This window comes from Bifidobacterium sp. B4142, from assembly GCF_026537325.1.
GTDB lineage: Bacteria > Actinomycetota > Actinomycetes > Actinomycetales > Bifidobacteriaceae > Bombiscardovia.
On sequence record NZ_JAFNMJ010000001.1, the window covers coordinates 39,036 to 52,595 of the forward strand.

At 57.9% G+C, this 13,560-nt stretch carries 6 protein-coding genes; 1 reads left to right on the top strand and 5 read right to left on the bottom strand.

What is annotated here, in order from left to right; all coding sequences use genetic code 11:
* Nucleotides 1–497 precede the first annotated feature (497 nt).
* On the bottom strand, nucleotides 498–4,280 hold the full coding sequence (locus tag J3U06_RS00170) for an InlB B-repeat-containing protein (RefSeq protein WP_267443962.1): 3,783 nt from the start codon (nucleotides 4,278–4,280) through the stop codon (nucleotides 498–500).
* A 399-nt stretch (nucleotides 4,281–4,679) separates the two neighbouring features.
* On the opposite strand from J3U06_RS00170, the gene J3U06_RS09340 reads away from it, so the two are divergent.
* On the top strand, nucleotides 4,680–5,288 hold the full coding sequence (locus J3U06_RS09340; RefSeq protein WP_416378920.1) for an extracellular solute-binding protein: 609 nt from the start codon (nucleotides 4,680–4,682) through the stop codon (nucleotides 5,286–5,288).
* 1,133 nt (nucleotides 5,289–6,421) lie between these two features.
* Here the strand turns inward: J3U06_RS09340 and J3U06_RS00180 are convergent.
* Genes J3U06_RS00180 through J3U06_RS00195 form a run of 4 tightly spaced genes read right to left on the bottom strand, consistent with a single transcriptional unit; the run spans nucleotide 6,422 to nucleotide 13,176 of the window.
* Entirely contained in the window at nucleotides 6,422–9,538 is a 3,117-nt protein-coding gene (locus J3U06_RS00180; protein ID WP_267443964.1) for a type I restriction endonuclease subunit R, read from the bottom strand.
* Complete coding sequence (locus tag J3U06_RS00185) at nucleotides 9,531–10,691, bottom strand: restriction endonuclease subunit S (protein ID WP_267443965.1); 1,161 nt, start codon at nucleotides 10,689–10,691, stop codon at nucleotides 9,531–9,533. The genes J3U06_RS00180 and J3U06_RS00185 overlap by 8 nt, the downstream gene beginning before the upstream one ends.
* Nucleotides 10,688–11,614 (bottom strand): restriction endonuclease, encoded by a 927-nt coding sequence (locus J3U06_RS00190; protein ID WP_267443966.1) that lies wholly within the window; start codon nucleotides 11,612–11,614, stop codon nucleotides 10,688–10,690. Before J3U06_RS00190 ends, J3U06_RS00185 begins: the two co-directional genes overlap by 4 nt.
* Entirely contained in the window at nucleotides 11,611–13,176 is a 1,566-nt protein-coding gene (locus J3U06_RS00195) for a type I restriction-modification system subunit M (RefSeq protein ID WP_267443967.1), read from the bottom strand. Before J3U06_RS00195 ends, J3U06_RS00190 begins: the two co-directional genes overlap by 4 nt.
* Between the last annotated feature and the right edge of the window lie 384 nt (nucleotides 13,177–13,560).

The following is a 13,560-nucleotide window of genomic DNA, read 5'->3' on the forward strand; positions in this document are numbered from 1 at the left end:
CCCTCCCGGTTCCCTGTGTAGTGCTGCCGATCGGGGGGGGGGGGTAATCCGCTTTGACGCTATACGGCTGTTGGTACGCTCGATATCAGCCTAGGAAGGCCGCCCAGGCTGATTGCCTTGACTGCTTTGTGACGAAAGTGCCCTCCCCTCAGGCAGAGGAGGGCCTCTGCGCTGCTCAGTGCTGCTGCATCTGCGCTGTCGACGGTTTTGGCGCCCTTGCAGTCGCCAAGGTCTTGCATATCGAATTATTCAGGAGTGGTGGGTGCTATTTGACTCAAACTGTGGTTTGTCGAAAATCTTATCTTGAAGCCTAGGTATGCATCTTGGTGGCATTGATTGTGTTTGTTGTGTGGTTGTTTGCTGGCGGTGTGTGGTTGGTCCGGCTGGGGTCTGGTTGTGGTTTGTAGGGTTGTTGGGTGTGGTGGCGGCTCCGTCGTGTTGGGGGTGGCGGGGCCGCCTGTTGGCCTGGGTCCTGTTGGGGGTGTGGCCCGGGCTGCTTACTCGTGTGAAGTGTGTGTTTGGGTTTGTTGTCGTCGGTTTTTGGCGGCTGCGGCGGCTCCTGCGGCGAGCAGTCCTGTGGCGAGCAGGAGGAGCATGCCGTTTCCTCCGGTCAGGGGCAGGCTGGCGATGGACAGGTACCGGTAGGTGTTGCTTGTGTCGGTTTGCTGCTGTCTGCCGTCCTGGGTCCAGTCGATGGCTGCGGGGACGGGGCCTGGCGTGTAGGCGGGCGTGGTGGCGTTCCAGGTGCCGTCGGGGTTGGGCGTCAGGTTTTTGCCGGCGGCGGAGCAGACGCCTTGTTGCCGGGTTTGGTCGAAGCAGATGCTGGTGGCTTGTGGTTTTCCGGGGAAGCCGACCGGTCCTGGCCGGCTGGCCGGCCAGGCTTCAGCGGGTTCGCGTCCCAGTTGGCCGCTGCTGTTGCTTCCCCAGGTGTAGAGGCTGCCGTCGGAGCCTAATGCTGCGGAATGGTTGAAGCCCAGGCTGGCCTGCGTCCAGGTGAACCCGTCGGGAGCGCCTGCGGGCCTGCCGACCAGGACTGGCCTGTTCTGGCTGGTGGTGGTGCCGTCGCCCAGCTGGCCGTCGCCGTTGCTTCCCCAGGTGTACAGGCTGTCGTCGGAGCCGATGGCTGCGGAATACCACCTGCCTAGGCTGGCTTGTTTCCAGGTGAACCCGTCTGGCGCGCCTTGGGGCTTGCCGACCTGGGTCGGCGTGCGCTTGTCGACCTGGGTGCCGTCGCCCAGCTGGCCGTACTGGTTCCATCCCCAGGTGTAGAGCTGGCCGTCCGAGCCGAACGCTGAGGAATGAGAGTTGCCTAGGCTGACCTGCGTCCAGGTGAACCCGTCGGGAGCGCCTTGGGGCTTGCCGATCTGGACTGGCGTGCTGCGGCTGGTGGTGGTGCCGTCGCCCAGCTGGCCGTTGAAGTTGTACCCCCAGGTGTACAGGTTGCCGTCGGATCCGATGGCCGCGGAATGCTGGTCGCCCAGGCTGGCCTGCTTCCAGGCGAACCCGTCGGGAGCGCCTTGGGGCTTGCCGACCTTGACTGGCGTGCTCCGGCTGGTGGTGGTGCCGTCGCCCAGCTGGCCGTACTGGTTCCATCCCCAGGTGTAGAGCTGGCCGTCGGATCCGATGGCCGCGGAATGCTGGTCGCCCAGGCTGACCTGCTTCCAGGTGAACCCGTCGGGAGCGCCTGCGGGCTTGCCGACCTTGACTGGCGTGCTCCGGCTGGTGGTGGTGCCGTCGCCCAGCTGGCCGCTGCTGTTGTTTCCCCAGGTGTAGAGCTGGCCGTCGGATCCGATGGCCGCAGAATGAAAGCCGCCTAGGCTGACCTGTTTCCAGGTGAACCCTGCTGGCGCGCCTTGGGGCTTGCCGATCTGGACTGGCGTGCTGCGGCTGCTGGTGGTGCCGTCGCCCAGCTGGCCCTTGCTGTTGTATCCCCAGGTGTAGAGGTTGCCGTCCGAGGCGATGCCTGCGGAATGAAAGCTCCCGAAGCTGGTCTGGCTGAATCTGACGCCGCGCGGCGTGGGCGGGGTCAGGGTGACCTTGGTGCCGCCGGCCTCGGGCCCTTGGGCGGGGCTGATGGTCCAGTGCTGCGTGTCCGTCCTGGTCCACCGGGCGGTCAGGGTGATGCTGTGGGTGACGGGCTGGCTGAAGTCGTAGGCCACATTGTCTTGGAACCAGCCGTCGAACAGGCAGCCGTCGGCTTTCGGGTCCGGCTGGGGGCGTTCCGCCTGCCCGTCCTGGGTGACGGCCTGGCTGGGGGGCATGCCCGTGGGTGCGGGGCAGGAGCTGTCCTTGGAGGTGAAGCCGACCTGGTGTTCGGGGGCGATGAACGTGTATTGCAGGTGCGCGTCCGGCTGGGGCCCGTTCCTGTTCCAGACGACCCTCACGTCCACGGCCCCCGGGGCATGCGCGGGCGTGGACGCCTGCCAGGTGCCGTCAGGGTTAGGCGTGATCCCACCCATGGTCCTGGCCTGGCCGAACAGGACATCAGTGGGCGTGGCGGCGCCAGGGAAGACGACCACGCCCGGCCTGCCCTGTGGCGTGGCTTCGGTGACGTCACGTCCGAGCTGGCCAGGGTTGTTCTCGCCCCAGGTGTACAGGTTGCCGTCCGAGCCGAACGCTGCGGAATGATACCTGCCTAGGATCGCGTATTTCCAGGTGAACCCGGCGGGTGCGCCTTGGGGTTTGCCGACCAGGGTCGGCGTGCTCCTGTCGGTGGTGGTGCCGTCGCCCAGCTGCCCGTACTGGTTCCATCCCCAGGTGTAGAGCTGGCCGTCCGAGCCGAACGCTGAGGAATGAGAGTTGCCTAGGCTGGCTTGTTCCCAGGTGAACCCGGCGGGCGCGCCTGCGGGGTTAACGACCTGGACCGGCCTGTAGCTGTCGGTGGTGGTGCCGTCGCCCAGCTGCCCGTTGAAGTTCAATCCGCAAGCATAGAGGCGGCCATCGGAGCCCATGGCCGCAGAGTGCCAGCCGCCTAGGCTGGCTTGTGTCCAGGTGAACCCGTCGGATGCGCCTTGGGGCTTGTCGACCACGCCCGGCCTGTTTCGGTCGGTGGTGGTGCCGTCGCCCAGCTGACCATTGCTGTTCCACCCCCAGGTGTAGAGGTTGTTGTCCGAGCCTATGGCCCCGGAATGGCGGCCGCCCAGGCTGACTTGTTTCCATGTGAATCCGTCGGGTGCGCCTTGGGGTTTGCCGACCAGGGTCGGCGTGTTCCGGTCGGTGTTGGTGCCGTCGCCCAGCTGGCCGTAATAGTTCCATCCCCAGGTGTACAGGTTGCCGTCCGAGCCGATGCCTGCGGAATGATACCAGCCAATGTCGACTTGTTTCCATGTGAACCCGTCGGATGCGCCTTGGGGCTTTTCAACTTGGACTGGCCTTGTCCGGTCGGTGTTGGTGCCGTCGCCCAGCTGGCCGTAGTTGTTGCTTCCCCAGGCGTAGAGCTGCCCGTCCGAGCCCATGGCCACAGAGTAATAGTCGCCTAGGCTGACTTGTGTCCATGTGAATCCGTCGGATGCGCCTTGGGGCTTTTCAACTTGGACTGGCCTTGTCCGGTCGGTGTTGGTGCCGTCGCCCAGCTGGCCTTCGCTGTTTCTTCCCCAGGTGTAGAGGCTGCCGTCGGAGCCGATGGCCGCGGAATGCATGTAGCCTAGGCTGGCCTGGCTGAATTTGATGCCGCGCTGTGCGGGCGGGGTGAGGGTGAACTTGGCGCCTCCGGCTGCGGGCCCTTGGGTGGGGCTGATGGCCCAGTGCTGGGTGTCTGCCTTGGTCCATCGGGCGGTGAGGGTGATGCTGCTGGTGACGGGCTGGGTGAAGTCGTAGGCGATGTCGCCTTGGAACCAGCCGTCGAACAGGTATCCGCCCCTGGACGGGTCGGGGCTGGGCCGGCTGGCCTGGCCCCCGTCGGGGATGGTCTGCTGGTCGACGCTGCCGCCGCCTGCCGTGTCGAAGCTGACCGTCCAGGCTGCGGAGGACCGGGCCTGAGCTGTGGCAGCATCGCCGGAAGTGCCGCGCGTGGGTGATGCAGGTGTCGGGGTCGTGTGGCTCAGGGGCGAGGACGTGGCCAGCGGGGATGATGACGGGGCTGCGGTCAGCGTGCTGCCAGCGGCATCGAACTGTCGGCTATCCGCGCGGGGGGGCTTGTATTCTTCCTGCCTGGCGTTTCCCAGGGTGGCGGGTGTGGCTGCTTCCGATGGGCTGCTGAATCCTCCGGCCAGGGCAGGAGCGCAAGACAGGGCCAGGAGGATGGCCAGAGCGGCGGCCGCCAAGCTCGGACGCTGACGCATAATAGAAAAACCCTCTTTTCCGCAGAGTCGCAACCATGCCCTGGACCCCCCTGGCCGGGCTGTGGCCGCGCGCCGGGGACAGCCCGGCCGTGCCTATCACCGTACCACGCGCACCAACACTCTCCCAGTCCGAGGGTGTCGCCAGGGCGAGCGAAGTGCCGTGCCCTCCTTGCACCCGCATTCAATAGAGCCATGGCCGCTAAAAGTGCACCTCTGCAGCCGTCGTCGGCAACGATCAGTGCAAATCGCTGAACAACGCTGCTGCCGCAGGCTCCGGCTTGCCTGATGCCGCGCAATTCAGCTACGAGGACCTTCCTGAGTACCAGATAAAAAATTGTAAAGGGTATCAGCAAGGACTATGCCAGAGGCACTTGGTCTTCGTAGGCCATCAGCGGCGGCATCTACGGTCTGCCCATGGACCCCGGCCCAATGGCTCTGTTCTGCAACAAGGAGGTTCTCGACAGGGCGGGAGTGGGGGAGCCTCCGAGGACCTGGGATGAATATTGCGAAGCTGCTAGGAAGATCAATGCAGCTGGTTCGTACATCGAGGCCGACGCGGGCGATGCAGGCTTCTTCAAATCCATGATCTGGGCATTCGGAGGCCACCCCTATAGCGCCTCAGACGATGGGCGGAATGTCACCATCAACCTGACAGGCGACAAGGGGACCCAGAGGTTCATCGACTACTTCGGCACCTCTTTCTTCTACCAGCCCATCGTCGACACCGCGACTTTGACTGTGGAGCCCGAGGAGTCCGGACGCGTATTGGGATTCAATGATCTTCTGCAGGCCATCACCGGCTCCATCGGCGTTTCGCTCTTCGGCCAGCTGATGGCCAACGGTTCCATGGGTTCGGGCAGCCTGGCCGGCACCAAGGCCGGTCTGGCCTCCACCTACGCCAACGTCTTCATGATCGGCGGCGTGATCATCCTCGCTGGCATGGTGCTCTTCATCTGCTCCATGAAGATGATCTACAGCCACTCTCGCGTGGCTGAGGACGAGGACTGACCTTCCGAACTGCTGATTAAAAGAACCGGACCCAGGATTTGCCCCTGAGCCCTGTCCGTGTAAACAGGAGTGCATGAATTCCTTGGTAGGCAGGGACTGGCCAGGCAAAGGCATTCATCACTCACTATTCACGCAGTTTGGAACTGCCGCTTGCCGGGGCCAATGCCGTGCTCGGGAGGGTGGATTCGCCTGTTGCCTGGCTAGGCATAGCAGCACGCATGTTGCGTAATCGATAGCTGCGGATTGCCCAAGGTCGGATGGTATGCACGTCAGGCGATTTCAATGATCAAAGTGCCCAGGTCGAGTGTGATGTCCTACAGGGAGTCAACGGCCGCCGCCCGTCCTTCTGCTCTACTGATGCCAGCATTCTCAAGCCTTGCACGCATCCAGACTCTGCTCTGGCCTTTCCCTTCTGGAGGGCGGTTGAATGGCTCAGTGCAGGCGGAGGCGAACATAAGAATCAAGCAGATGTCGGGAAAAGCGAGGCTCATACATCCGTACGTCGGTATTGCGAGATGTGGAGGATTGTGCGATAGGGCGCACGTTGAAGGGGCATCGGGACTGTACGAGCAAGAATTTGGTTTGGTTGGCTTTCGTCCCCTGGCAAGGTCTCGTGAGAGTAATTGCTGGCGACCGGCATGACCTGGCTCATGCATGGGGGCGACTCAACCGTTCCGCAATGCTAGGAGATGCTCTACCGGCATTGAAGCGCTTGGGGCCAGGGTGCATGAATTGCAGGGGCAGACGGGTTTCTTGAACCGGAAGATAGTGGATATGAGCAGAATTTTGATGAAGAAGCGACTCAGCCGTTTTTAACAACTGTGGCTAAAGGGGGCTTTGCAGAAAGCCATCCAGGCAATGGGCATGAAAACGATAGATTACGGCTATCCGGTACTGAGCGATATTGAAGAATTGCCTGTGTGCGGGGCTGAATCGTGAGTTGGCCATAACAGATGCCTAGAAAGGCATAGGTCTGCTCGTATTTCTCAAGCTTGTGCGTCTGGGCAATGTCATGAACCTCGATCGGATAATGGAACGCTGAAACTCTTAAGGCAATAAGAGGTGACGGTGTCACAAAATCAGTGTGCGATCGTTCCTGGCCTATCTAGCGGAACCCACCGCGTTTGAAAGGACTAGACCTGGTTTTCTCCCAATCCTCTGAATCTTCCGAAGAATTCAGAGAGCCTGTCGATCACCTGCTGTTTCTTTTCGCCATGACCGCCTTGCGGGATGAACCTGGACACAGGTGGAAGAATGGTAGCGATCGTTGTGCCGCCGGTCTGCAGTGTCCCATTGCGGAATGCCTCGTCCATGAACCGTTCAGTCGGCTGGGGTTTGAGTCCTTCCTCCCTGATGATGGTCTGTAATTCCTCATCGCGTCTATGGTCGATGAACTCCCGCCACTGGTCATCCACGGTTCCCTTCATTGAAACCGTGTTGACGAAGTCGTCAATCAGGTCCTTCTTGTTGCGCAGGGAGGGGCTTGCCGAGACAGCCTTGTTGATCTCCGTGCGGATCTCCTTGTCCTCGCCGTTGCCATGCTTCTGACGGTACTGCTCCACCAGCATCAGGATATAGTCGACATTGATCTCAACCTGTTTGACCAGTTCGATCTCGAAGGTCAGATCATCATTGATGTTCTCCTTGTCGGCCTCCCCGGCCTTCCGGTACTCGGCATACAGATCCAGGTAGATGCTGCGATAATCCTGGCTCTGGCGCTCGGACAGGATCTCGTTGCCTGCGAAGTCATCGAAGCTGTTGAGGATGTTCTGCAACCTGAGGATGTTCCCGAAGAGGGTTATGAAGTCCTTCTGTGCCTGTTCTCCAGAGATGGGTTGACCGATGGGGTAGGAATCAAGCAGTTCGGCAACCTTGTCTGCATACTCCTTGTGGTACTGCCGGTAGGGTTTGAGCAGGACGATCCCGCATGCTTCCTTGTTCCCGAACAGTTCCAGAGCCTCATTGGTCTCCTGCTCCAGGTTTCTGAAGGAGACGATGTTGCCGTAGGTCTTGACCGAGTTGAGGATGCGGTTGGTCCTTGAGAAGGCTTGGAGGAGTCCGTGCATCCTCAGGTTCTTGTCCACGAACAGGGTGTTCAGGGTTTTCGCATCGAACCCCGTCAGGAACATGTTGACCACGATCACCATGTCGATCTCACGGTTCTTGAGCCGCATGGAGAGATCCTTGTAGTAGTTCTGGAACTTCTCGGCACTGGTGTCGTAGCTGGTCCCGAACATATGGTTGTAATCGTCGATCACATCTTCGAGGAAGTCCCGATCATCCTTATGCAGGTCCTGGGTGCTGAAATCCTCGTCATCCAGTATTCCGTCAGTCTGTGGTCCGTTGGGGGCGTAGGAGTATATGAGACCGATCTTCAGTCTTTCATCGGGGACCAGATCGGCCTGCTGATGTTGGAACTCGATATAGTACCGCTTGGCGGCTTCAATCGAGGCGGTGGCAAAGAGGGCGTTGAATCCATGCACGCGGCGAGATTGCTTGACTTCCTCGACCTTGCGCCGTGATGAGATCACATCACGGACGTTGGTAACAACCGATTGCTGGTAGGAGTCGAGTCTCCGGGTCTTCTGCGCAAAATGACCAAGAGTGTATTTAACGATCTGGTAGATGCGGCGGTCAGACAAGAGGGCCTTTTCGGTATCGATGCCATGGACGGTGGCAGTGGAGTCGATAGTGTTGTTCTCACCCAGGCTGTCTACATAGTCGATGCGGAAGGGGAGAACGTTCTTGTCGTTGATGGCATCCACGATCGTGTAGGTGTGCAGCTTGTCCCCAAAGGCCTGTTCAGTGGTCCTGAGTTTGGGATTCTTGCCGCTGCCGGCGTTCCTTGCGAAGATGGGTGTTCCTGTGAAACCAAAGAGGTTATAGCGCTTGAAGGAGCGGGTGATCATGGTATGCATGTCACCGAACTGGGATCGGTGGCACTCGTCGAAGATGATGACCACATGCTTCTCATATACAGGGTGGCCGGGGTTGGCATGAATGAAGGTGGACAGCTTTTGGATGGTGGTGATGATGATCCGTGCCCCGGGATCTTCCAGCTGCCGCTTCAGCACCCTGGTTGAGGTGTTGGAATTGGCGGCACCCTTCTGGAAGCGGTCATACTCACGCATGGTCTGGTAGTCCAGGTCCTTGCGGTCGACCACGAAGAGAACCTTGTCGACATCCTCCATTTGGGTTGCTAGCTGTGCGGTCTTGAAGCTGGTCAGGGTCTTGCCTGATCCGGTCGTGTGCCAGATGTATCCGCCCGCCTTGACCGTGCCCAGTTGATGGGCGTTGGTGGAGACGAGGATGCGCTGGAGGATGCGTTCGGTGGCCACAATCTGGTAGGGACGCATCACCATCAGGGTATCGTCTGCCGTCAGCACGCAGTACCGGGTCAGGATGTTCAGAATCGTGTGCTTGGCGAAGAAGGTCCTGGTGAAGGCCATCAGGTCCATGATCGGCTTGTTGGCGGCATCGGCCCACCAACTGGTGAACTCGAAGCTGTTGGATGCCTGGCTCCCTACGGTCTTCCGCTGCTTGACGGTTTCGTCGATATGCTGCTGGCGGGTGGTGTTGGAGTAGTACTTGGTCAGGGTGCCATTGCTGATGACAAAGAGCTGGATGTACTCGAAAAGCCCGGAGTCCGCCCAGAAGGAGTCGCGCTGGTAACGGTCGATCTGGTTGAAGGCCTCGCGCAGGTCCACGCCGCGTCGCTTCAGTTCCACATGAACCATGGGCAGACCGTTGACCAGGATGGTCACGTCATAGCGGTTGGAATACCTGGCCGTGCCTCCCTCGGTCCTGCCTGGCACCACATACTGGTTGATGACCTGAAGACTGTTGTTGTGTATATCCTTCTTGTCAATCAGCATGACGTTCTTGGTGGAGCCGTCATCACGGCGGAGCACCTGAACGCTGTCCCGTTGAATGCGGATGGTCTTCTCCCTGATGCCTTCATTGCTGTCAGCGATGCTGTGCTTGAAGAATCGTCCCCATTCCTCATCAGTGAAGGTCATATGGTTGAGCTCTTCGAGCTGGGCACGTAGGTTGTCAATCAGATCGGCCTCGGCATGGATGGGCAGATACTCATAAGCCTGGGATTCCAGCAGTGAGATAAGGAACTTTTCCAGGTCAGCCTCCGACTGGTATTCCGTCTGTTCGGATTCGGGAGCCTTATATTCGGCAACCACCGTACTCTCGGATGACAGGGCAACTGGGTTGAATGTGTGGGCTGCTGCTTCACGCATGGTCCAGCTCCTTGAAGGTCAACAAACGGTCCCGGTAGTACTCGTACTGCTTATGGCGCGCTTCGATTTCAGCAGGCAGACCAGACGAGATATTTACTGTCGATGTGCGGAATTTGTCTAGAGATGCAGCAATTATGTCCTGTTTCTTACGTGAGGGAAGCGCAAAAGCAATATTGTTAAGACGTTTGACGGCAAGTCCTGGCTGTGCTGATTTTGTCTTGTATTGATTTAAATTCATCTGTTTTAGCATCTGAAAAGCCCAGGTCATGTTCATATCAATTTTTGGAGTTGCAATAACGGCATGTTCTGTTGCATAGAATTTCCCGGAAACCAAATGAATATTTCCGCATAAGGCTCCTTGTCTGCCGATCAGCAATGCAATTCCTTCATGGTTATATTTGCTTGAGTAACCACGGAGTCCATTCCCTCCGAAGCAAGGGTATTTGTTCGATACATCACTGGATTTGTGAATCTGATTCGCTGATATATGATTACCGGCGGACAAATTGAATGCGTCGCCTAGCTTCAATCGGCTCTTTGTATCTTTTCCTAGTAATTCCTTCGCAAAGTACTGATATTGCGCTGACCGAGCTTCCAGTTCTGCTTCCAGTTCTGCTTCCAGTTCTGCTTCCAGTGAGGTGAATGAGTCAAGGATCCGTACAATCTCTTCTTGTACTTTCAATGGCGGGATAGGAATGCGGTATTTCATTACTTGCTGCTTGCTGCCGCGTGGCATCTTACCGCCTTTAGTATGTTGTTGGTCGAACAAAAAGAAATGATCGGAGGACAACAAGTAGTAAAGGAATTGAGGCTGCAATTGTTTAGTAAAATTCTCTTTAATATGTATAGCTAATACGTCTCCGCTGCAGCCTCCTGTTCTGTCAGCAAGCCAGATTTTCTTCAGATATGGGCGAATATTGCCGATCAGAAGGTCATCTGTTGTAAATCTGGTTAACCGTTGTGAGTTGGGCAGATGTTTGGCCTCTGTCTTTCCGGCTTTGTTTGGCAGTAGATTGTCAACTCCCACGAAAGAAGTTTCGTCTAATTCGGATGCAGATATTCGCGTTGATGAGTATTCGGTACAATCGCTTAATGCTACATAGCGTACGCCATCAGGACACAGTTCTTGTATCAGGTCATTGATTCTGCTCATGCAAAATAGTCTTCGTCGATGCGGACAATCTTCAGAGTCTTCTTAGTTTCGACGCCTACACCGTACTTGATCATCAACTGGGCTAGCTGTTGACCGTCGATTAGGATGATTCGAGATGGAACGTCTCGGGCATAGTCAGTGGCCCCCTGGCTGAAGACCCCCGTGGTGATGAAGAGGCCGCCGTCGGCCTTGCCGCTCAGAGCCCCTACGAAGCTCTGCACTTCCGGCCTTCTGACGGACGTCTGAGGACCATATCGTTTAGCCTGAACGTAGATTTTGTTCAGGCCAAGTGCATCCTGGTCGATGATTCCGTCAATGCCCCCGTCGTTGGTCAGCTGGGTAACGGTCCCCCTCCCGTGGGCTCCGCCGTAGCCCATAGCGAGCAGGAGGTCCACGACAATCTGTTCAAAGAAAGCCGGCTCCCCTCCCTGCATGAGGGACAGCAGCTCTGCCGATACCTCACTGTTGATCCGATCCATGCCTTCCTCGACTTGTTCATTGGGATCGAGAGTCGTGTCCGTATCCAGTTGGCCGACGGTGGAGGATGAAGTGTCCTTTAAGGTTCCTGTCGAATTCTTGCGTACCCACCATTGGTCATCTGGTTTGGCCAACTGCCGTAAGTCCTTTTCTGTGATTTCCCCTGGATAACGGGCTAGGAGGTCTCTGCCAATTGGGGTGATCCGGTACTGGCCACGCTGTGGCCGCTCAATGGCATCGACACGATTGAGGTAGGAGATGGCCCAGGCAATGCGGTTTTCAGCAACCGGCTGTCCTGAAGGAAGGGTTTTGAGGCGCTGTTCTTCTGTGAGTCCAACGATATTTGCCACTTGATCTTTAAGCTCATGCACCTGCAAGGTGTCGCCCTTTGAAAGGCACTGAAGCACGAAGCGGATGAATTGCTCCCAGGTGGGTATGTTGTTCATTTTGTATCCTCCAGATTTGTAATAATAATATTGATTTGTTCGCGCAGCTCTTGCTCGCGCTTGACAATGCCCTCAATGCGTTGGTTCAGCTCGTGGATGTCGATCTTTTCGTCGGTGTCCTCGGGTTGCACGTAGCTGGAGACGGCGATGTTGTATTCGTTCTCGCCTATTTCAGAGTTCTGTACCAGCTTGGCTCTATGGTCTACATCCTGGCGCTGGGTGAACCAGTCCAGAATCTGCTGGCGGTTATCGGCATCAAGCTGGTTCTTGTTCCCCGAGTGGATGAACTGGTCGGATGCGTCGATGAAGAGTACGGCGTTGTCCTTTTTGGACTTCTTGAGCACGATGATGCAGGTAGCAATCGTGGTGCCGAAGAAGAGGTTGGGTGGCAGTTGGATCACCGCATCGACATAGTTGTTGTCGATCAGGTACTTGCGGATCTTTCGCTCGGCCCCGCCACGGTAGAGCACACCAGGAAATTCGACGATGGCCGCCGTCCCGTTCACAGCCAACCAGGAGAGGATATGCATGGTGAAGGCCAGGTCGGCCTTGGAAGGAGGAGCCAGCACCCCGGCCGGAGAGAACCGCTCATCATTGATGAGCAGTGGGTTGTTCTTACCCTCCCAGTGGATGGAGTAGGGAGGGTTGGAGACGATGGCTTCGAATGGTTCCACATCACCGTGTGCCGGAGACGTCAGGGTGTCTCCATGAGCGATGTCGAACTGCTCATAGTTGATGTCGTGCAGAAACATGTTGATGCGGGCCAGGTTGTAAGTGGTCAGGTTAATTTCTTGCCCGTAGAACCCACCCACCTTCTCCTTGCCCAGGACCTTGTCGAACTGGAGCAGGAGGGAACCTGAACCACAGGCCGGGTCATATACCTTATCAACACGGGTCTTGCCCACTACAGCGATCCTGGTCAGCAGCTCGGAGACCTCCTGGGGGGTGAAAAACTCACCACCAGATTTGCCGGCCTGTGAAGCATACATGGTCATCAGGTACTCGTAGGCATCGCCGAAGGTGTCGATCTGTGTGCCCTCGCTGATTCCCAGCTGCATGTCCCCTATGGCATCCAGCAGGCGGACCAGTCTCTTATTACGGTCTGCAACCGTCGAGCCGAGCTTGTTACTGTTGACGTCAAGATCGTCGAAGAGTCCCTTGAGGTCGTCCTCACTAGCCGTGCCCACGGCTGACCCTTCGATGTGTTTGAACACGCGCTCCAAGGTCTCGTTTAGGTTCACGTCATGCGGTGCCTGGGCACGCACGTTGGTGAACAGCTCAGAGGGCAGTATATAGAAGCCCTTTTCCTGCACGGTATCATCCCGTCCCAGTTCCGCCTGGTCGTCGGGGAGCCGGGAGTAATCAAAGCCGGGGTCTCCCGCTTCTTGCTCCCCCTGGTTTATATAGGTGGTCAGGTTCTCCGAAATGAACCTGTAGAAGAGCAGACCCAGCACGTAGGATTTGAAATCCCACCCGTCGACGGAACCCCGCAGTTCGGTGGCTATTCGCCATATGGTCTTGTGGAGCTCGGCACGCTGCTCTTCTCGGGTGGTGGATTGCATCGATTTCCTCCTGCTGTGGGGTGGAAGCCGCTCTTCTGCTCCTGGCCGCTCGGCCGACAGATGAGCGGTCCTTCTCATGTTCAGTATATGCATCCGCCGTTTGCCTCAAATCGGGCATGTCCGCACAGGCCGGATGCCTGACCCTGCTCGTTTGCATTCCTGAGATAGGGAATAAACGGGTCTCAGCATTCTATGGATGTCCTTTCGCATTGGTGCGTCGTTGAGTTGTTCTCTCCTCAGTCCTGGCTCAAACCCGATTTGATTCTCTTGAATTCCCATGATTCCAGTGCGTGCAGCCGTGAGGCGGAGAGATGGGGAGGGTGGTCCTCTCCCCTGGGAGCACATACGGGTCCCGGCCTGTAACTAAAAGCCGATGGAAAGGGG

Excerpts from the sequence above, each read along its gene's own strand:
- J3U06_RS00180 (WP_267443964.1), bottom strand. The coding sequence starts at position 9,538 with ATGCGTGAAGCAGCAGCCCACACATTCAACCCAGTTGCCCTGTCATCC.
- J3U06_RS00190 (WP_267443966.1), bottom strand. The coding sequence starts at position 11,614 with ATGAACAACATACCCACCTGGGAGCAATTCATCCGCTTCGTGCTTCAG.
- J3U06_RS00185 (WP_267443965.1), bottom strand. The coding sequence starts at position 10,691 with ATGAGCAGAATCAATGACCTGATACAAGAACTGTGTCCTGATGGCGTA.
- J3U06_RS00170 (WP_267443962.1), bottom strand. The coding sequence starts at position 4,280 with ATGCGTCAGCGTCCGAGCTTGGCGGCCGCCGCTCTGGCCATCCTCCTG.
- J3U06_RS00195 (WP_267443967.1), bottom strand. The coding sequence starts at position 13,176 with ATGCAATCCACCACCCGAGAAGAGCAGCGTGCCGAGCTCCACAAGACC.